The sequence below is a fragment of the Pandoraea soli genome (assembly GCF_902459595.1).
Classification (GTDB): Bacteria; Pseudomonadota; Gammaproteobacteria; order Burkholderiales; family Burkholderiaceae; genus Pandoraea; species Pandoraea cepalis.
In genome coordinates this window covers 67,180-86,746 of record NZ_CABPSG010000001.1, presented here as the reverse complement: position 1 = coordinate 86,746, position 19,567 = coordinate 67,180, and the positions used below count along the sequence as shown (strand labels likewise).

General features: G+C 65.2%; 13 protein-coding genes. 4 read left to right on the top strand and 9 right to left on the bottom strand.

Going from position 1 to position 19,567, the window contains the following annotated elements; all coding sequences use genetic code 11:
• Nucleotides 1–11 precede the first annotated feature (11 nt).
• Complete coding sequence (locus tag PSO31014_RS00330) at nt 12–1,430, bottom strand: DUF2252 domain-containing protein (protein ID WP_150549784.1); 1,419 nt, start codon at nt 1,428–1,430, stop codon at nt 12–14.
• 418 nt (nt 1,431–1,848) lie between these two features.
• Between PSO31014_RS00330 and PSO31014_RS00325 the strand changes: the two genes are divergently transcribed.
• A complete protein-coding gene (locus PSO31014_RS00325; RefSeq protein ID WP_150549783.1) occupies nt 1,849–3,969 on the top strand; it encodes a putative bifunctional diguanylate cyclase/phosphodiesterase in 2,121 nt (706 codons plus the stop codon).
• A gap of 91 nt (nt 3,970–4,060) precedes the next feature.
• Here the strand turns inward: PSO31014_RS00325 and PSO31014_RS00320 are convergent, their stop codons facing one another.
• Both PSO31014_RS00320 and PSO31014_RS00315 read right to left on the bottom strand, forming a co-directional pair.
• A complete protein-coding gene (locus PSO31014_RS00320; protein ID WP_150549782.1) occupies nt 4,061–4,465 on the bottom strand; it encodes a cupin domain-containing protein in 405 nt (134 codons plus the stop codon).
• A 39-nt stretch (nt 4,466–4,504) separates the two neighbouring features.
• Nucleotides 4,505–5,257 carry an SDR family oxidoreductase gene (locus PSO31014_RS00315; RefSeq protein ID WP_150549781.1) on the bottom strand — a complete coding sequence of 251 codons (753 nt, stop codon included), beginning with the start codon at nt 5,255–5,257 and terminating at the stop codon, nt 4,505–4,507.
• 187 nt (nt 5,258–5,444) lie between these two features.
• Between PSO31014_RS00315 and pdxR the strand changes: the two genes are divergently transcribed.
• Nucleotides 5,445–6,986 (top strand): MocR-like pyridoxine biosynthesis transcription factor PdxR, encoded by a 1,542-nt coding sequence (gene pdxR / locus PSO31014_RS00310; protein WP_150549780.1) that lies wholly within the window; start codon nt 5,445–5,447, stop codon nt 6,984–6,986.
• A gap of 57 nt (nt 6,987–7,043) precedes the next feature.
• On the opposite strand, the gene PSO31014_RS00305 is transcribed toward pdxR, so the two are convergent.
• The gene (locus PSO31014_RS00305) at nt 7,044–8,069 is read right to left on the bottom strand and encodes a DNA-binding protein (RefSeq protein WP_150549779.1); all 1,026 of its coding nucleotides are present in this window, start codon (nt 8,067–8,069) and stop codon (nt 7,044–7,046) included.
• A gap of 129 nt (nt 8,070–8,198) precedes the next feature.
• On the opposite strand from PSO31014_RS00305, the gene PSO31014_RS00300 reads away from it, so the two are divergent.
• Entirely contained in the window at nt 8,199–9,368 is a 1,170-nt protein-coding gene (locus PSO31014_RS00300) for a site-specific integrase (RefSeq protein WP_150549778.1), read from the top strand.
• A gap of 164 nt (nt 9,369–9,532) precedes the next feature.
• Nucleotides 9,533–10,666 (top strand): NAD(P)H-dependent flavin oxidoreductase, encoded by a 1,134-nt coding sequence (locus PSO31014_RS00295; RefSeq protein ID WP_174976320.1) that lies wholly within the window; start codon nt 9,533–9,535, stop codon nt 10,664–10,666.
• A gap of 20 nt (nt 10,667–10,686) precedes the next feature.
• Here the strand turns inward: PSO31014_RS00295 and PSO31014_RS00290 are convergent, their stop codons facing one another.
• From PSO31014_RS00290 to PSO31014_RS00270, 5 genes are all read right to left on the bottom strand, one after another.
• Nucleotides 10,687–11,409, bottom strand: a complete 723-nt coding sequence (locus PSO31014_RS00290) for an ABC transporter ATP-binding protein (RefSeq protein ID WP_017234338.1) — start codon at nt 11,407–11,409, stop codon at nt 10,687–10,689.
• A 73-nt stretch (nt 11,410–11,482) separates the two neighbouring features.
• The gene (locus PSO31014_RS00285) at nt 11,483–13,363 is read right to left on the bottom strand and encodes a branched-chain amino acid ABC transporter ATP-binding protein/permease (RefSeq protein ID WP_150550374.1); all 1,881 of its coding nucleotides are present in this window, start codon (nt 13,361–13,363) and stop codon (nt 11,483–11,485) included.
• Between the two features lie 110 nt (nt 13,364–13,473).
• Nucleotides 13,474–14,352 (bottom strand): branched-chain amino acid ABC transporter permease, encoded by an 879-nt coding sequence (locus PSO31014_RS00280; RefSeq protein WP_150549776.1) that lies wholly within the window; start codon nt 14,350–14,352, stop codon nt 13,474–13,476.
• A 228-nt stretch (nt 14,353–14,580) separates the two neighbouring features.
• Nucleotides 14,581–15,795, bottom strand: coding sequence for an ABC transporter substrate-binding protein (locus PSO31014_RS00275; RefSeq protein ID WP_150549775.1), 1,215 nt, complete (start codon nt 15,793–15,795; stop codon nt 14,581–14,583).
• A gap of 391 nt (nt 15,796–16,186) precedes the next feature.
• Nucleotides 16,187–19,516 (bottom strand): FtsK/SpoIIIE family DNA translocase, encoded by a 3,330-nt coding sequence (locus tag PSO31014_RS00270; RefSeq protein ID WP_150549774.1) that lies wholly within the window; start codon nt 19,514–19,516, stop codon nt 16,187–16,189.
• Between the last annotated feature and the right edge of the window lie 51 nt (nt 19,517–19,567).

Here is a 19,567-nt window from a genome sequence, read left to right as displayed (position 1 = left end):
CCCCGTTCGGCTCACGCAATGAAATCGGCGGCCATGTCGGCATCGGTGCGCGCCTCGAGCTGACCGTCACGACATGCCTTTCGGAACAGCTCGTAGTCGCGTTCGACCTGGTCGGCGTAATCGGTCGCGTAATGGACCAACGCTTGTGCGAGCCGGTTGCCTTTGCCCACATACCCAACCAGCTCAGCCGCACAACCGCCCGCTTTGGCGTGCGCGCGCGCCAGTACCCATCCGCAAAGCCCGGCGTACTCACGGAAGCCGTCGGCGCGGAACAGCTCGAATTGCGCCGACACCTTCATGTCGCGCAGTTGACGTCCATACACGCTGCGCCCGAACGGGCCGCTGCCCCAGCCCAGAAAGGCGTCGGAGGCCGCCTGCATCAGTCGCTGCCCCTCCACGACGCGACGCCCGTCGTGCTTCGACGAAGCGCCCTTGAAAAAGCGCGTGACGACCGACTTCGACGCCTCCTTGAACTGCAGGAAGAGCGGTTGCTCGTGGGTATCCATCATCAGCAACACCAGACACCGGGTGCCGACGCTACCGACACCCACGACCTTGAACGCCAGATCCTCCTGCGTGTAGCTCGACAACATGAGCGCACGATCGGGCGAGAGCGAGTTCAGATAGCTCTTGTAGACGGGGGCGAACAGCGTGCGCCACTCGCCCAGGCCGAGCCAGTCGTCTTCCGTGCCGAACAGCGTCGTGGCGCCGTGCACATGGAAAATGCTCGGCGGTGCGTCGCGAATCTGCCAATGATCGCCCACTTGCTGGGCGAACTTGGGGAGCACGTTTTCATGCGTGCGCCCGGTGGCGCGCGCAATGCCGCGCTTCACGCCCTCTCGCACGCGTTCGCTTTCGGCAAGGTCGAGCATGCGCTCGAACGTCACCTGCTCGTGCCATAAGGCGATGGTCGGCATGTGTGCGTATTCATTCAGGCGACGCGCGTACGTCTGAACCGCCGTGCGCACCATCTCGACGCCCAGCGTATCGCCGAAGCCGAATTGGCGGGCGGCCAGTACCAGGCTTGCGCATAAACGCTTCAGATCCCACTCCCACGGCCCGAGGGCTGTCTCGTCGAAATCGTTCAGATCGAAGATCAGGGTGCGCTCCGGCGTGGCAAATCCGCCGAAGTTGGCCAGGTGGCAATCGCCGCAGATCTGGAGCGTGAGACCGGTATGCGGGGTTCCCGCCAGATCGTGGGCCTGGACAATGGCGCTGCCCCGATAGAAAGCGAAGGGCGACGCGAGCATGCGTCCGTAGCGCAGCGGCACGAGCGCATCGACGCGCCCCTCGCTGCTGGTGCGCAGCAGTTCCACAATGTCTCGGTCGACGTTGCCGACATGCGCGTGGCTACCACGCGGTGTGGTGTCGCGCAGCTTGCGCCCGGCCGCGATGCGGGCTTCGAACGGCACCACGGAATCGACGGGCATATGCAATCTCCCCATACGAATGCGCATTTCAAGGCGCGGGCGGGGAAATTGACCACCCGGATTAACACAACGCGAGGAATTCCCGCGAAACTCAGGCAAAATTGGGGGCTTCCTTACTTTGCCCCTCAGACGTCGTACGACGTCACGTCCGAGATTTCGTGTTCCTGACGAGCGATCGCCGAGGCGTGTCGCGCACGACGCCACCGGCCAAGGCGAGGTATGGGCGGATTATTCACTATGACGTCGGCAGTGTCGAGTCTCGGCACAACGTGCCACCGACATCAGGGAATTCCTTCGCGCCTCCAACGCTATCGGACCGAATCGGCAGCGTGATGTCGGAAAAATTCCGACAGGACCCTCAACTATCGGCCGCCCTTGCCGATAACCAGTTAAGCAGGACTTTTCGGTCGGTTCTCATATGTCCAGTTCGTACAGTGGTTGGCTCGTTGCACTATCGCTCGCGGTTGCCGTGCTCGCGTCCTATACCGCACTTGACCTTTCGGGTCGCATCTATCTCCTGACGCACCGCGGCATGCGTCACGCGTGGCTCGCCGTCGGCGCGGCCGCGATGGGCATTGGTATCTGGTCGATGCACTTCATCGGCATGCTCGCGCTGTCGCTCGCACCGATCGGGTCGCCGCTGGGTGCGCACGCTACGCTCGCGCTCGGATACGACCCGATCATTACGGCGGCCTCGCTCGGCATTGCCGTCGTCATCTCGTGGGCGGCGCTCTGGCAGGTCGCCCGCGAGCACTTCACCAAGCGACGGCTGGTCATCGCAGGTGTCACGCTCGGCCTCGGGATCGCGGCCATGCACTACACCGGCATGGCCGCCATGAAGATGAATCCGAGCATCGAGTACGATCCAGGACGCTTTGCCGCCTCGATCCTGATCGCGATGGCGGCGGCCACGGCGGCACTGTGGATCGCGCGCACGCTGCGCGACGGCAGTCTGCGTTACGTCATGGCCAAGCGCATCGGCGCCGCCGGGGTCATGGGACTGGCGATCACGGCCATGCACTACACCGGCATGTCGGCGGCCCACTTTATGCCGGGCGCCATCTGTGGCGCGGCGGGCGGGGTGAGCTCCCCGTGGCTGGTCACGACCGTCAGCCTGTTCACCTTCCTTATGCTCGTCACCACCCTGCTCGTCTCGCGCCTGGACGCCCGCACGAGTTTCCTTGCCAACTCCGTACTGCAACTGAACTCGCAGATCGCCAGAATGGCGACCTACGATGCGCTGACCGATCTGCCCAATCGTCGCGCGCTGCATGACGCCGCTGCCCGCATGCTCGTGAACTCGCGTCGCGACGAGCGCCGTTTCGCGGTGCTGTTCATGGATCTGGACGGCTTCAAGACCATCAACGACTCGCTCGGCCACAACGTGGGCGACGACGTATTGCGCGCGTTCGCCAAACGGCTTCGCAAAAACGTCAATGGCGACGACGTGGTCGCCCGACTGGGCGGCGACGAGTTCGTGGTACTGCTGGGCTCCCTGTCGTCGCCCGCGGTCGCGGGGCGCGTGGCGCAACGCCTGCTCGACGATATGCGCGACGGACTGCGCGTGGGCAACCAATCGCTGCACGTCATGCCCAGCATCGGCATCGCCGTGTTCCCGGACGATGGCGATACCATCGACACCCTGCTCAAGCACGCCGACACGGCCATGTACGAAGCCAAGCGCGCAGGCCGCGGCATCTTCCGCTACTTCGAGCCTCGCATGAATGCCGCCGCGCAACGCACGTGGGAGATCCAGCAGGCGCTCCACGACGCGGAACACGAGCAGTATTTTTCGCTTCACTTCCAGCCGAAGTACCGGGGCGACACCGAGGCGCTGGCGGGTGCCGAGGCATTGCTGCGGTTGTCGCACCCCACCTTCGGCGAACTGCAACCGGCCGACTTCATCCCCGTCGCCGAGCGCACCGGCCAGATCGTGCCGATCGGCTATTGGGTCGTGCGAGCCACCTGCCGACAGATCAAGGAATGGGACGCCGCGGGTCTGCCGCCCGTCAAGGTCGCGATCAACCTCTCGCCGCGCCAGATGGCCCAGTCGCAACTCGTGGAAAACATCGTGGAGATCGTGCGCGAGGCGGGCATCGCCGCCGACCGGCTCATGTTCGAAATCACCGAGACGGTGGCCATGTTCGACGCCCAGCACACGATCGACGTGATCCGCGCCTTCCACGAGCAGGGTTTTGAAGTGGCCATCGACGACTTCGGCACGGGCTATTCGAGCCTGGCGTACTTGCAGCGCTTCCGCGTCAAGCAATTGAAGATGGACCGCTTCTTCACGAGCGGGCTGGACACCTGCGGCCGCGAGGGCAGCGCCGTGGTCTCCGCGATCATTGCGCTGGCGCATTCGCTCGATATGGACGTGGTGGCCGAAGGGGTCGAGACGCCGTCGCAGCGCGAGGCGCTCAAGACCCTCGATTGCGACGAACTGCAAGGCTTCCTGCTCGGCAAACCCGTCACGGGCGACGCCTTCGCCCGGATCTTATCGGCGCTGCCGGGCGCCCCCGGTGCGGCGGCGATGGCCTGAGCAGCGGGCATCCACGCTCGCCCGTTCGGGGGCGCCGAAGCGCCCCGCAGGAGTGGCGCCGGGGTTGCCGGCACCGGCGGGAACGACCGTGTTACTTCACCGGGGTCAGGATCGGCGCGCCCTGCTTCTTGATCAGGAACACGACAAACTTGGCAGGCCGCGTGGCACTCGCATTACGCCCTACGGTATGAATGTCGTTGGGGCCTTCGTGGAACGTATCCCCCGCCTTCAGCGTCACCGTTTTGCCCCCCTTGACGCCCATGACAATGCTTCCCTCGAGCACATACACAAACGCTTGCGCGTCGTGACGGTGCACGGGGTCGACTGCGCCCGGCGGATACTCCACAACGATCATCTGGGCTTCCTTGCCCGGGTACTCCGGCAACGGCGTCGAACGCAGCGACACCACGTGCGCCTCGGGCGCGGCCGTGACCGGGCGCACTCCCATCAGGCACAGACACATCAGCGTTGCGCCGAACAAAACCATTCGTTTCATGACTTCACTCCATCGGGGGGCCTTCGTCGGCCCAAAAAATCAGCCTTCGCGCGTTTGGGCGAGCCACTGGTCGAGACCGATACGGCCGATCGTCGCGTCGCCGAGCGGAACTAGCGACAGTTCCTCGACGATGCCGCCGTAGTACCGCGCGTTGCGATCCGTCACCACCGGGCGCGCGTCGCCCTTCGCGCTCAGATAGCGCGCAATGATCTGCGCCAGCGACGCACGGTCCGGGCCGGCAATGTCCATCGTGGCGTTGCGCGGCGCCGCGAGCGCGACCTGTGAGAGGATCTCGACGATGTCGTCCACAGCGATCGGCTGGAACAGCCCGTCGCCGACGCGCACACTGTCGCCATCCGTGCTGAAATCCGCGATGCCGCCGATGAACTCCATGAACTGCGTGGCGCGCACAATCGTGTACGGCACGCCGGCGGCTTCGATCGCCGCCTCCTGCGCGACCTTGGCCGTGAAATACGCGTTCTCCGGCATGCGCTCGGTACCGACGATCGACAACGCGACATGATGGCGCACACCCGCAGCGACCTCAGCCTTGCCGAGATTGCGAGCCGAGGTACGGAAGAAGTCCAGCACCGCCTGAGGCTCCCATGACGGTGCGTTCGTGACATCGACGACGACGTCCGCGCCGACGAGCGCTGCATCCAGACCTTCGCCGGTCACGGAGTTGACGCCGGTACGCGGGGACGCGGCGAGCGCCTGATGGCCTGCCTGGCTGAGCAGGGTGACAAGACGTGAGCCGATCAGGCCCGAACCACCGATTACCACGATCTTCATGGCAGATTCTCCAAAGGGGTAACTGAACGCGCGAGACGCGCAATGAGCGTGGCATCGCGTGGAAGGGTCCTCGCCATGGCATTGCCTAAGGGCAGTATGTAACAATCATGTCGTAACAATAAGGGCCAAAAATCATCGATATGACTAGTCCAAATGGACCTGGCCCGCCCTCATCCACGAGACTCTCATGCCCGCACGAACGCCCTCCCTGGACATCCAGATAGATCGCGAGCGATCGCAGCCGATCTATCTGCAGATTTGCGAGCGTTTCAGGACGGCGATTGCAGCGGGGCATCTGCGTCCTGGAGACCGCGTGCCGGCACTTCGCAGCCTCTGCGCGCAATTGAGCACCGCTCGCGGCACCGTCGAATTGGCCTACACGATCCTTGTCGATGAGGGTTACCTGCAGATGCGCGGCGCTGCCGGCACGTTTGTTTCCCCATCGCTGGCGCCGTCAATCGGGCATTCGACTTACGGAACAGGTGGCCCCGAACCCCAAGGCGCCCCGCACACGGCACGAACGGACGCAGAATGCGCCGGGCAGAAGAAATCCTCCTCGGCGTCACCGAGTCAGCCGGCACCGCACCCAGTGGCCATCACTGTCGCGATGAGCGGCGAGCCACGACCGTTGCAGCCCGGGCAACCGGCGCTCGACGCGTTTCCCCGCAAGATATGGAGTCGACTGGTTTCGCTTCGTGTGCGCAGCGGCGATCGCGCCATGCTCTCCTGTCCGGATCCGATGGGCTACCGGCCGCTTCGGGAGCGCATTGCCACTTATCTTGGCTTATCGCGGGGTGTCACGTGTCTGCCCGAGCAGGTGTTCGTGACCGGTGGCTACCGCGCGACGCTTGAACTCGTGCTGCGCAGTCTCGCGAAGCCCAACGATCGCGTGTGGTTCGAGGATCCCGGCTATCTGCTCGCGCGCAATTTCTTGTCCGAGTCCGGGATGCAGTTCGTCCCCGTGCCGGTCGACGATGAGGGGATCGATGTCGCGCGCGGCATACAACTGGACCCGGAAGCGCGCTTCGCCCTGGTCACGCCATCGCACCAGAGCCCGCTGGGTCATACGTTGTCGCTCGCAAGACGTCTGGCACTGCTGAATTGGGCCGAGAAAGCGTCTCGCTGGATCATCGAGGACGATTACGACAGTGAGTTCCGATATTCGGGCAGGCCCTTGCCGGCGCTGAAGAGCCTCGATCGGCACGATCGCGTGATCTATTGCGGCACGCTCAGCAAGCTGATGTTCCCCGGCCTGCGGCTCGCTTACGCGGTGGTGCCGGAGCGTGCCGTGGAGCGCGTCGCGCGGGTGGCATGCAGCATGAACACCGGCTCTCCAGCGCTATTGCAGGCGGCCGTGGCAGATTTCATGGCGCAAGGCCATTTTGCGCGACATGTGAAGCGAATGCGCACGTTGTACGGGCAGCGCCGCGTTTTGATCATGCAAGCGCTAGGGCAGGCGTTCGGCAAGCGGCTGAGCCTCGAATTGCCGCTCGGTGGCGTCCAGTTCGCGGTGAAATTCGTCGAAGGCCCGCACGGCCCCGTCGACGACGTTGCCGTTGCCGCCCGGGCCCGCCTGGCGGGGCTTGCCGTGTTGCCCCTCTCCATCTGGTATTCGAACGGACATACGCCGCACACGCCGCGTGGCCTCGTGATTGGTTTCGCAAACGTCGCCGATGCCGGGGAAGCCGCTCGACTGGCGCAAACGTTGCGCGCATGCCTGGACGACTGACTTGTTGACCGACGGCTCGCCAATCCCGACAAATCTCAGACGCGCTGCACTACCCCGTCATGGCCGGCGCGCGCGACGCAACACCGACGTTGCCGGCACGGCCACATGGCTCACGCGACGCTTTTTTCCCGACACGTTGCCGCGCCCGGGCGACGACACCATCGGCGCCGCCAGCATCGACTGGTACGTCGCCGTCAGCGCCTCCTGCGTACTGACCTGCTCGCGCAGCCTCGCCACGACTGCATCCTGCAACGCCTTCGCGGCCCGCATCTCGTGCTGCGCCTCGGTCATCGCCGCAAGCCCAGTTTCGGCATCCTGCAACTGACGCTGCACCTGCTTGCGCTCCTGCTGTAGCGCCTTGATCGATTCGCGCGCGGCGTCCAGTTCAAGCATCAAGCGGCGTTCATTTGCTTCGGCACGCTCACCCAGCCTAGTGCGCTCGGCGTCCCAATGAATGTGCTGCGATGCATGGGCTTCCTGAAGCGCCTGTGTGCGCTCGCGCGCCACGGCAAGCGCCTGCCGCGACGCCACCGCATCTGCCTGTGCCTCGATCAGCAAGGCCTCGGCGCGTCGTGCCTGCGCCTGTGCTTCCTCCCTCGCCTGGCGCGCATCCGCCGCCGCCGTCTCGGCAGCGGCAATGCGCTCGTGGAGCACGGCCCGCGCCTGTTCCAGCGCCTCGCGATCCGCTGCCAGCTCGGCTTCGCGCGCGTCCAGCACCGCGCGCCGCGCCGCTTCGTCTTCCGCCAGTGCGGCACGCCCCTCCTTTAGCGCCAACGCCCACAGATCGAGCGCGGCACGCGCCACCGATTCCGGCATCGTCACCCCCTCCGGCAACCCGGGCGCGGCGGCCGTCGCGCCCGGCAAGCGCGCACCCAGCCCGGCGAACCACGCATCCAGATAAGGGCTCACGGTATTGGGCGAGCCGCGCCCCAAATGCTGACGAATTCGCTCGATGGTCGGACGCTGCCCCGCCATCAACAACGTATCGGCCGCCGTCCAGACGTCGTGCTCCGAAATACCTCGCCCGCCTTGCCGCGGCAACGGCATGGACATGGCGGACGTCAGCGTTTGAGGCGTAGTCATCGCGTAGAGCTCCTGAATATCGAGGGCATTGCCAAATAACCCGCGATAATGGAAGATTATCGCTAGCTATTTGTCGATTAGATTATATTTCGTACATATTACATATTAAATCATATGTCAGGCAAAAAAATGACATCCGGGAGCCCGTGGCCAGTCGAATCGGTGCACAGCGCAGCGACGGGAGGCGCGTCGGCCCTCGGACTGCCCCCACCGCGAAATCCGGCGGCGCTCCATGACGACGCGCTCGACGCGGCACAAGCCCTCGCCCGGGAAGGCGACTCGCAGAACACGCGTCAGAGCTATCAATCGGCCATGCGCTACTGGATGGGCTGGTACCGGCTGCGGTATGGGCAGGCGCTCGTCGCGCCGCTGCCGGCCGCCGTGATCGTGCAGTTCGTGGTCGACCATGCGCTGCATCAAGGCAAGCACGGTCTCAGAACCGAGATGCCGGACACCCTCGACGCCGCGCTCGTTGCGCAGGGACTCAAGGCGCGTCCGGGGCCACCGGCGCTCGCGACACTGCTCCACCGGTTGAGCGTCATCGCCAAGCTGCATACGTCGCGCCACTTGCCGAACCCGTGCGCGGAACCGGCGGTACGCGAACTGCTGGCAAAGACACGTCGCGCCTATGCAAAGCGTGGCGTTCGCACGGCAAAAAAAGAGGCGCTGACGCGCGAGCGTTTGCGCGCGCTACTCGCGACCTGCGACGACACCCTGCGCGGCAAGCGCGATCGCGCGCTCTTGCTGTTTGCTTGGGCAAGCGGCGGCCGCAGGCGCTCAGAAGTCGTGCGGGCGACGTGCGAGAACGTGCGGCGCAGCGGGCCAGACCATTACGTCTACACGCTCACTTGGTCGAAGACGAATCAGCAGGGCGCAGACCTCCCCGAGAACGAAAAACCGGTCACGGGTGCGGCGGCCGTGGCGCTCACGGATTGGCTGACGGCGGCGGACATCACGGAAGGGGCGATCTTTCGGCGCGTTCGACGCGGCGGACATGTGGGCGAACCGCTCTCCGAGGCCGCCGTGCGCGACATCGTGCGCGAGCGATGCGCACTCGCCGGTCTCGAGGGCGACTTCTCCGCCCACTCGCTGCGCGCCGGCTTCGTCACTGAGGCCGCGCTTCAGCAGGTGCCGCTGGCCGAAACGATGTCGATGACGGGACATACGAGCGTGGCGACCGTCATCGGCTACTTCCGACGGGCCGATATGCAGCGCTCACGCGCCGCCGATCTGATGGGGACCGACGAGGGGGGCAAGCGTCACGAAGGTGCCGGCGAGCGTACCGACCCCAAAGCGTGACCCCGTTATCGCGAGCCGATGCCCGTGCCGATGTCGAGGGCAGCCGACATAAAGATGCATTTTAATGATATCTTTTGTCGCACCGGGCGTATGCCATAGTGAATCGACCCCCTGCTGCGACGGGTCCGGTTCCCCCTACCGAACACTCAAAGGTGCAGATCGTCATGTCAAGCTCCACTGCCTCGCAATCCCGCAATCGCGCGCTCGTCGAACGACTCGGCCTGTCGACGCCGATCGTTCAGGCCCCGATGGCCGGCACGTCCACGCCCACCCTCGCGGCGGCCGTCTCCAACGCGGGCGCGCTCGGCTCGATCGGAGTTGCCGCGATGAATGCCGACGCCGCGCGCAAGGCAATTCACGATACGCGCGCGCTGACCCGCAAGCCGTTCAACGTCAACGTGTTCTGCCACGCGCCCGCCAAGCTCGACGCGTCGCGCGACGCCGCCTGGTTGGCCTATCTCGCCCCGGAGTTCGCGCGTTTCGACGCCGCGCCGCCGACCACGCTCAGCGAGATCTACAAAACCTTTGCGGCCGACGAGGCCATGTTCGCCATGCTTCTGGAAGAACGCCCGGCCGTCGTCAGCTTCCATTTCGGGCTGCCGTCGCAGGAGAAGATCGATGCGCTGCACGCGGCGGGCATGATGCTGTTCGCCTCGGCGACGAACCTGGCGGAAGCCAAAGCGATCGAGGCCGCGGGGGTCGACGTTATCGTTGCACAGGGATATGAGGCAGGCGGTCACCGTGGCCGCTTCGAAGATCTTGGCGACCGCGTGCCGACCGATGACGAGCAACTGGGCACGCTGGCGCTGGTGCGGCTGATCGTAACGCACACGTCGGTGCCGGTGATTGCCGCCGGCGGCATCATGGACGGCGCGGGCATCGCAGCGGTCCTCGCGCTGGGTGCACAGGCCGCTCAACTCGGGACCGCCTTTGTCGCTTGCCCCGAATCGTCGGCCGATGCGGCCTACCGCGAGCGCCTGACCGGCAACGCTGCGCCGCGAACCGCCTTGATTCGTGCGATCTCCGGGCGTCCGGCGCGCGGCTTCGTGAACCGCCTCTATGCGCTGGAGCAAGCAGCCGAGCGCCCCGACCTGCCGGCCTATCCGGTGACGTATGACGCAGGCAAGGCGATCAACGCGGCCGCCAAAGCCAAGGGCAACAGCGATTACGCGGCCCAGTGGGCCGGTCAGGCGGCGCCGCTGGCTCGCGCCATGCCCGCCGCCGACCTCGTGGCCACGCTAACGGCCGAACTGCGCGAAACGTTCAGCACGCTACGCGAGCTTTCCGCCGCGTACTGAGCGAGGTACGTCGGCAAAGGTCAGTGACTGCCGCCCAGGTAGGCGGCGCGCACCTTGTCGTCGTTGCGCAGGTTTTCCGCCGGGCCGTGCACGGAAATCTGGCCGTTCTCCAGCACGTAGCCATAGTCGGCCACCGCCAGCGCGGCCGCCGCGAACTGCTCTACGAGCAGCATCGTCACGCCCTCCGACTTCAGGTTGCTGATGATGCGGAAGACTTCGTCGACCAGGATCGGCGCCAGCCCCATCGACGGCTCGTCGAGCAGCACGATGTCGGGGCGCAGCATCACCGCACGGGCCATGGCGAGCATTTGCTGCTCGCCGCCCGACAGGGTGCCGGACAACTGATTGCGCCGCTCTTTGAGTCGCGGGAACAGATCCATCGCACGCTCAAGATCGGCCGCGACATCGCCGCGCGGGCGGCTACCCGTCAGACGCGGAAAGGCACCCAGGCGCAGGTTGTCCATCACCGACATGGTCGAAAACACGCGTCGGCCTTCGGGGGAGTGCGCCAGGCCAAGCTTGGCGATGCGATGCGAGTCGAGTCCGTCGATACGCTTGTCGCCCAGCGTGATCTCGCCTGCCGTCGGCTTGATCATGCCGGACACGGCACGCATGGTCGTCGTCTTGCCCGCGCCGTTCGATCCGATAAGTGTGACGACCTGGCCGCTCGGCACATTGATGTCGATGCCGTGCAGCACCTGCACCTTGCCGTAGCCGGCTTGCAGATTACGAATGGAAAGCATAGTGGTTCCGTTTGTCCGTCGTGGCTGCGGCGCAGGGCATTGTCCCCGCCGTGCGCCGCATGCGCGAATGTCGTCAGTGCGCCGTCGATGCGCCGCCCAGATACGCTTCGATCACCTTCGGATCGGCCTGGATCTGCGCCGGCAGGCCCTCGGCGATCTTCTGTCCGAAGTCGAGCACGGAGACCGTCTGGCACGTGCTCATCACCACGTCCATGTGGTGCTCGATCAGGATGACCGTAATACCGTGGTCGCGAATCTTGCGAATGATCGTGAGCAATTCACGAATGTCGGGGGCCGTCAGACCGGCGGCCGGCTCGTCAAGCAACAGCAGACGCGGATCGAGTGCCAGTGCGCGCGCGATTTCGAGCAGACGCTGCTTGCCGTACGGCAGGTTGCGCGCCTCCTCGTCGGCGAGCGACGCCAGCCCCACGAAGTCGAGCAGTCGCATCGCCCGCGCCCGTGCCGCCCCTTCCTCACGCTTGTAACGCGGCAGACGCAGCGATACATCGATCAGCGTCGCGCCGAACGTGTGATGCAAGCCGACGAGCACGTTTTCCAGCGCCGTCATTTCGCCGAACAACTGCACGTTCTGGAATGTACGGGCCACGCCCGAGAGCGCAATATCCGACGACGAACGCCCCGCAAGCGACTGACCCGCGAACTCGATGCTGCCCGCCGTCGGCACGTAGATGCCCGTGAGCACGTTCATCATCGTGCTCTTGCCCGAGCCGTTCGGGCCGATCAATCCGTGAATCGTGCCGCGCTTCACACTCAGATCCACTTGATTGAGCGCTTTCAGGCCGTCGAACTGCATGAGCAACTGGCGCACGTTGAGCAGATCGTCGGGACCGCTCGCCGCCGCTGTCAGGATCGGGTCGCGCTCGCCATCGACCGACTCGTCGATCTGCGCGGCCGAGACGGTCAACGTGCGACGGCGATGCAGAATGCGCGAGCGCACGAAGCCGATGATGCCGTCCGGCAGGTAGTACACGACAAACAGAATCATCAGCCCGAAGATCGTCAGGCGCCAGTCGGTGATGCTGTCGCGCCACCAGGTTACGCCGGCCAGGGCCGCCGTCCCGACGATCGGCACCGCCGCCTTGGCGAGCGAGGTGCGCCCGCGGGCGATGGCGGTCACCGCCACGACGGTGGTCACCGCGGCGATGACCGTCGCGACGATCCGGAAGGTGCCGATGTCGTCGAGCAATTGCGGCAGCAAGACGACGATCGCCGCGCCTAACAACGCGCCGCTGCGCGTCTTGCGCCCACCCATGATGACGGCGAGCAGGAACAGGATCGTCAGCTCGAAGTTATACGTATTCGGCGAGATGTACTGCTCCGAGTAGGCGTACAGGCTGCCCGCCAGGCCGGCGAAACCGGCGCTGATCACGAACGCATACACCTTGTAGCGATACACCGACACGCCCATGCAGTCCGACGCCACCGGTGAATCCCGCAACGCCTCGAAGGCGCGCCCAAGATGCGACTTGAGAATCCGGTGCGCCACAAGCATGCTTGCCAGCAGCAACGCGGCCACCAGCCAGTAGTACTCGGTCTCATTGATCGGATGCCCCCCGACGAGTGGCTTCGTGAGCGTGATGCCCATTGGCCCGTCGGTCAGGAAATCCATCTCGTTGATGAGAATCTGGATGATGGTGCCGAACGCGAGCGTCACCATCGCCAGATACGGGCCGATGACCCGCAGTGCGGGCAAGGCGAGCACGGCGCCGAACGCGGCCGTAATCAGGACGGCGGCCGGAAGCGCCAGCCAGAGCGTGAGTCCGAGCTTGGTGAAGAACACCCCCGCCACGTAGGCGCCGATGCCGAACAGGCCCGCATGGCCCAGCGACACCTGCCCGGTGTAACCCACGACGATATCCAGCCCGAACAGCAGGATCGCGTAGATCATGATCGTCTCGATCATGTGGATGTAGTAAGGATTGCCGATGGCCATCGGAAAACCGAACAGCGCAACGATGCCCACGATAGCAGCCAGCTTCGTGGTCACGCGCAGGCCGCCGAGATCGCGGGCCCCGCGTGCGGTGGAGGTCTGGGCGGTCATGGTTACACCTTCTTGATGGCGGTCTTGCCGAACAGGCCCGCCGGCTTCACGGCCAGCACGAGCAGCAGCAGTACGAGACCCGGCACGTCTTTGTAGCCGGTCGAAATGTAGAATGCGGTCGTCGTCTCGGCGATGCCGAGAATCAGGCCACCCACGAGCATGCCCATCCCGCTCGACAGCCCGCCGATGATCGCCACGGCGAAGGCCTTGAGCCCTAGCACCGCCCCCATCGTGGCGCCGGTGAGCGTCAGCGGGGCGACGAGCACGCCCGCAAACGCGGCCGCCATGGACGACAGCGCATACGAGAAGGTGATGACCAGACTGGTGTTGATGCCCATGAGTCCGGCGGCGTCGCGGTCGTTGGACGTAGCCACCACCGCCTTGCCGTAAATCGAGCGTCGATTGAAGAACTCGACGGCCGCCATCATGAGCAGCGCGCCGACCACGACGAGCAGCTCCATCGGCAGCACGTTTGCGCCGAACAGGTGGATGGGCGACTCGGGCAGCGGCGAAGGGAACTTGAGATCGTCGCGTCCCCAAACGTTTTCCGCGACGTTACGAAAGATGATGCCCAATGCGATCGTCGACATGATCCAGCCGAACTCCGACTTGATCCGCAAGGCAGGCTTCACGCCGATGCGCTCGACCAGCGCCCCTTGCACGAGACCGAACAGGCAGACGATGGGGATCATCAGCCAGTAATTCAGACCCAGGGTATCGACCAGTGTCAGGCCGACCAGTGCGCCGAGCATCAGCGATTCGCCCTGGCCGAAGTTCAGCGTGCCGGACGTCGCGAACGTCAGTTGGTAACCGAAGGCGATCACGGCGTAGATCATCCCCAGCGCGATACCGCTGTAGATGAGTTGAATCAGGATGGTCATGCGGTCCTCTCTCGCGAGTGCGAGCCTACGAGCGATGCACGGGAGGTATTCGAGACGTGTGCCGCGCGCCGGTCCCGAGTGCCGGTGCGTGGCGCGGGTGAACAGACGGCGCGCGCGCTGCCTCCGGACACCCCGTTGCCAGGGGTCCGGATCACAAGCAGCGCGCGCCGCTGTTTATCCGTCATGGCTGCAAAGCGCAACCGAAATGCCAGGGAGTGAGAGGGCGAATTACTTCGCGGCCTTCTCGCGGACCTTGCTGCCCGCCTTCAGATCGCTGTCGTAGGCATACACGACACGGCCGCCCTTCACTTCGCCCATCACCGGAATATTGGCAGTGATGGCGTCGTGATCATCATGCGTGAATGGGTGATCGTAGGTCGTGACCACGCCGTCGACCGGCGCCTTCAGGTCTTCGAGCGCGGCACGTACCTTCGGGCCGTCGGTGCTGCCGGCCTGCTTGATGGCCGCGGCCAGCAGGTAGACCGAGTCGTAGCCCTGCGCCGCCGACACCGCCGAGTCGATGCGGTTGTTCTTCGGCTTGAACATGGCCAGATACGCGTCGATGAAGGCCTTGCGCTTGGGCGTGTTGGGCTCCTGGATGAACGTTTGCGGCATACGGGCACCTTCGCCGTTCGCGCCCGAGTTGTCGATGTAGTTCGACATCGCGAGCGTCCAGCTGCCGACCAGCGGCAGCTTCCAGCCGAGCTTGGCCATGCCGTTGGCGATCTGCGCCAGTTCCGGGCCGATACCGTATGTGAGGATGACGTCAGCGCCGGCCTGCTTGGCCTTGAGCAACTGGGCCGTCATATCGACGTCCTTGATGTTGAACTTCTCTTCAGCCACCGGCTTGATGCCCTTGGCGGCGAGCGCCTTTTCCAGATCTTCGCGTCCGAGCTGGCCGTAGTTGGTCGAGTCGGCGAGAATCGCCGGCTTCTTGAAGCCACGGCGCGTAATCGCCTCTTCCACGATCATCGGCGCCTGAATGCTGTCCTTGGCCGAGTTGCGGAAGACGTAGTTATCGGCGTACTGAGGCGGTTTGAATTGCTGGGTGATGACCGTGCCGGTCGCCACGTTGTTGAACACCGGAATCTTGGCGTCTTGATAGAAACGCTGGGAGGCGAGCGCCACGCCCGTATTGATGAAGCCGACGGTCGCGACCACCTTTTCCTTGTTGATCAGTTCCTGCGCGACCTGCACGCCGCGCTCGTTCTTCGCTTCTTCGTCGCGCTCGACCAGCACGATCTGGCGGCCCAGCACGCCACCCGACTTGTTGATTTCCGATGCGGCGAGACGCACGCCGTCGCGCATGGAAACGCCCATCGACGACGAGCCGCCGGTGAACGGGCCGGATACGCCAATCTTGATCGGATCGGCCGCCACAGCCATCGAGGCGGACAGGGCAAATGCCACGGCGCCAGCCATGACCTTGAATCGGAATTGCATAAGGGTCTCCTTCGGTGCGATGCGTTTCGATATGACGCTTTTCTGCTGCGATTTCCTGATGTCGCAGGCCCTGCCGTAGAATGCGCGACGCGCGAGTCGAATTCCCCCCGCCGCATCCCCCCGATGTTGTAATTCGTGTCGGGGCGATACCGTACCGCACGCCTTGAACGACCAAGCTAGCGCGCCGATTATGTGTTCGCTGAGTTTTACCCGCAAAGGCGGGAATACCCCTACGCTCGCGAGGGTATACGCGCTGCTATCGCCAATTGGCGCGGGTTTCCAAGGGGTTTGACGGCACGCGCCACGGGTGGCGCGTGTCTTGAGATCGGCACGGAGTGCCAAAGAGTTCGACTCGGGGGGCGGGTCGTAAGGCAGGTGTAAGCGATGGCGATTAGTCGCCCGGTGCAATCACTTCGCGCGCGCCGTTTCGCCCCATCGGACTGACGAGGCCGGCCGCCTCCATCTGCTCGATGAGACGGGCGGCGCGGTTGTAGCCGATGCGCAATTGCCGCTGCACCGCGGAGATCGAGGCACGACGGGAATTCAGCACGAATGCCGCCGCGTCGTCGTAGAGCGGATCGGCCTCGGCATCGCCCGACGACTCGCCAAACAGATCGGTGGAAGCGGCCTCGCTCGGGTCGCCCGCGAGGATCGCTTCGTCGTAGTCCGGCTCGCCATATTGCTGCCAGTGCTGGACGACGCGATGCACCTCGTCGTCGGCAACGAACGCCCCGTGAACGCGTTGCGGATACCCCGTGCCCGGCGGCAGGAACAGCATGTCGCCCTGCCCCAGCAACGATTCCGCGCCCATTTGGTCGAGAATCGTGCGCGAATCGATCTTAGACGACACCTGAAAAGCCACCCGCGTCGGAATGTTCGCCTTGATGAGGCCGGTAATCACGTCGACCGAAGGTCGCTGGGTCGCGAGAATCAGGTGAATACCCGCCGCGCGCGCTTTCTGCGCAAGCCGCGCGATCAGTTCTTCGATCTTCTTGCCCGCCACCATCATGAGATCCGCCAACTCGTCGATGACCACGACGATGAACGGCAGACGGTCCAGCGGCTCCGGCGCGTCGGGGGTGAGCGAAAACGGGTTGCGCACCTTGTCGCCCGCCGCGCGCGCGGCATCGATCTTCTCGTTGTATCCGGCCAGATTGCGCACGCCGAGCGCGGACATCAGCCGGTAACGCTTTTCCATCTCGCCCACGCACCAGTTCAGGGCATGCGCCGCCTGCTTCATGTCGGTCACGACCGGGGCGAGCAAGTGCGGAATGCCGCCGTAGACGGATAGCTCCAACATCTTCGGATCGATCATGATGAGGCGCACGTCGTCCGGGGTTGCCTTGTAGAGCAACGACAGGATCATCGCGTTGACGGCCACCGACTTGCCCGAGCCGGTCGTGCCCGCCACCAGCAGGTGCGGCGCACGCGCCAGATCGGCCACGACAGGCTCACCCGTGATGTCCTTGCCCATGGCGAGCGCAAGGTGCGAGCGATGGGCGTCGAATACGGGGGCGGTCAGGATTTCGGACAGCCGAATCATTTGCCGCTGCGCGTTGGGCAGTTCCAGTCCCATGCAGGTCTTGCCGGGAATCGTCTCGACCACGCGGATCGACGTCACGCCCAGCGCTCGCGCCAGATCCCTCACGAGTCCGACGACCTGCGCCCCGCGCACCCCCACCGCCGGTTCGACTTCGAAACGCGTGATGACCGGGCCGGCCGACGCGCCGACCACCGTGACGGGCACCTTGAATTCGGCCAGACGTTGCTCGATCAACTGGCTCACGGCCGCGAGCGCTTCGTCGGAGACGACATTGGCGACATCCTGCGACGTCACGGGCGACAGCAGGTCGAGCGGCGGCAAGTCGTAATCGATGACGACGCGCGGCGGCGCAAGTTCGTAGGGGGTGTTCCCCGAGAAGCTGGCGGCGCGCGACTCAGCCGTCGTCGCCATGCCGATCGGCACCGATGCGGCGACCGCCGGAATCGCAGGCACGGCGGCCGCAGGCGGCGGCAAGGTTGGCGGCAATGACGCGACGGCATCGTCGTGCGTCTGCGGAGCGTAGGCCGGATGGGTGGGATGGGGCGGCTCATCGGCACGCGCCCACGTACCGTCGGCGCGCAAGACGTAATGCGGCTTCGATGCGGACGCTTCGGCCTCCGGCGTGTCGGGTAGGTCTAAGGATGCAGCGTCAATGGCGACGGATTCGATAGCGTTCGTCGCTTCCGTGCTCAAGGGTTCCTCGCCTATCGCGACGCTTTCCGGGCGATCGACAGCGGTCACCGGATAAACCGATGCCATCGCGGGTGCATCGCCGGCCTGCACCATGTCGGATGCTGACCATTGACGTAAGTCGCGAAGCAACGCTTGTGTCTCGTCGCGCAGCACGGCCAATGCCTGCACGCGCGCCTGTTCGGCGGCACGCGCGGCCGCTTGCTGGGCCAGCACCTCCGGGGTCGGCTCGAGCGGCAAGGCTTCGACGGCGAGCGCCTGGACGTCCTTCGCCGACAAATCGACGGGCGAAAATGCGGAGACGGGCGCGCAAAGCGGTGAGGCAGCGTCGGTCGCGGACCAGGACGCGGCCCCCCGCATCGCAGGCGCCGCCGGGTGACGCGCGACAGCGCCCGACGCCGCAACGTTGGCCGACGTGTCGGCGATCACCGGCGTCCCGGCATCCGCCGGGGACGACGCGACAGGCGGCGCCCCCCGTGGCGGCATTTCTTCAAGCCCGAGCTGCGGCTTGCGGAACGGGCTATGCACGATCGTGCCGCGCAGATGGGCGGGCGCGACGCCCACGGGGCGGCGATATCCCGTCGCCCCAGAAATCGACGTCAAATTCAGGGGATCGGCGGGCGTAGGCGGCTTCGCGGGCATGCCTGCCTTGGTTGCCGTGAGCGGCGCAGCAACACTAGAGGGAGCGGTCGACACAACGGATGTCGCGGTCCTCACCGAAGCCGCGGATACGGAAGCCCCGCTCGCCCGCGTGGTCGCTGCGGAGGCGACGGTGGCAGCCACGGCGGTCCCTGCACGTCCCACCGTGGCGCCCTTGCCTGTCGGACGAAGTCGCGCGCCATTCGCAAACGACGGCTCGGTGCGCGGCGCACCCGGTACCCTCAACGGCGGCGGTCGCATGGCGTCGAGCCGCGCGCGCTCCTCGTCGGACAACTTCCAGCGCGGCTGTGCCGCCAGACCACGGCGGCGCGGCAGTGGGTCTTCCCTCAGGCGGCCGACGTCGTGATGTCCTTGTCCGAGCGTGGGCGTAAATCGCTCACCACGCTCACTCGTGTCGAACGACATGTGCGAGAGACCCCGCGCCGGCTCGCGGGCGGCGCCATCGAAACGCGATTCGTAGGCGGGCGCCTCGGTATCGTCGTCGGACGATTTGCCGCGCGCGAACATGCCCCACCAAGTGGTGCCGAAGACCAGCGGAAGGGAAAAGAGCAGGACGAAGCTCGCCACGCCCATCGCGAGCGTACCGCCCAACGCGACGTGCAAGCCGTGAGACAGGGATTCGCCGACGCTGCCACCCGCGGTGTTGCCCTCCCCGCCCGTCAGCGCGGCGAGCGTGGCACTCGATCCGATCGCGAGCGGTATACCGAGCAGCATGCGCAGCGTGCCGGGGCCGAAGATTCGTATCTCACCGCCAAGCAGACCCCGCACGCCAGGCCAGCACAACGCCAGCAACCAAAACGTCGACAGTCCGAACCAGCCAAACCCCATAATCGCTCGTGCTTCAGGAAAACCCGGAGTGCGATTGTAGCAGGTAGACCA

Bases quoted from the DNA above. Each gene is read 5' to 3' on its own strand.
- PSO31014_RS00330 (WP_150549784.1), bottom strand. From the start codon at position 1,430: ATGCCCGTCGATTCCGTGGTGCCGTTCGAAGCCCGCATCGCGGCCGGG.
- PSO31014_RS00325 (WP_150549783.1), top strand. From the start codon at position 1,849: ATGTCCAGTTCGTACAGTGGTTGGCTCGTTGCACTATCGCTCGCGGTT.
- PSO31014_RS00320 (WP_150549782.1), bottom strand. From the start codon at position 4,465: ATGAAACGAATGGTTTTGTTCGGCGCAACGCTGATGTGTCTGTGCCTG.
- PSO31014_RS00315 (WP_150549781.1), bottom strand. From the start codon at position 5,257: ATGAAGATCGTGGTAATCGGTGGTTCGGGCCTGATCGGCTCACGTCTT.
- pdxR (WP_150549780.1), top strand. From the start codon at position 5,445: ATGCCCGCACGAACGCCCTCCCTGGACATCCAGATAGATCGCGAGCGA.
- PSO31014_RS00305 (WP_150549779.1), bottom strand. From the start codon at position 8,069: ATGACTACGCCTCAAACGCTGACGTCCGCCATGTCCATGCCGTTGCCG.
- PSO31014_RS00300 (WP_150549778.1), top strand. From the start codon at position 8,199: ATGACATCCGGGAGCCCGTGGCCAGTCGAATCGGTGCACAGCGCAGCG.
- PSO31014_RS00295 (WP_174976320.1), top strand. From the start codon at position 9,533: ATGTCAAGCTCCACTGCCTCGCAATCCCGCAATCGCGCGCTCGTCGAA.
- PSO31014_RS00290 (WP_017234338.1), bottom strand. From the start codon at position 11,409: ATGCTTTCCATTCGTAATCTGCAAGCCGGCTACGGCAAGGTGCAGGTG.
- PSO31014_RS00285 (WP_150550374.1), bottom strand. From the start codon at position 13,363: ATGGCCATCGGCAATCCTTACTACATCCACATGATCGAGACGATCATG.
- PSO31014_RS00280 (WP_150549776.1), bottom strand. From the start codon at position 14,352: ATGACCATCCTGATTCAACTCATCTACAGCGGTATCGCGCTGGGGATG.
- PSO31014_RS00275 (WP_150549775.1), bottom strand. From the start codon at position 15,795: ATGCAATTCCGATTCAAGGTCATGGCTGGCGCCGTGGCATTTGCCCTG.
- PSO31014_RS00270 (WP_150549774.1), bottom strand. From the start codon at position 19,516: ATGGGGTTTGGCTGGTTCGGACTGTCGACGTTTTGGTTGCTGGCGTTG.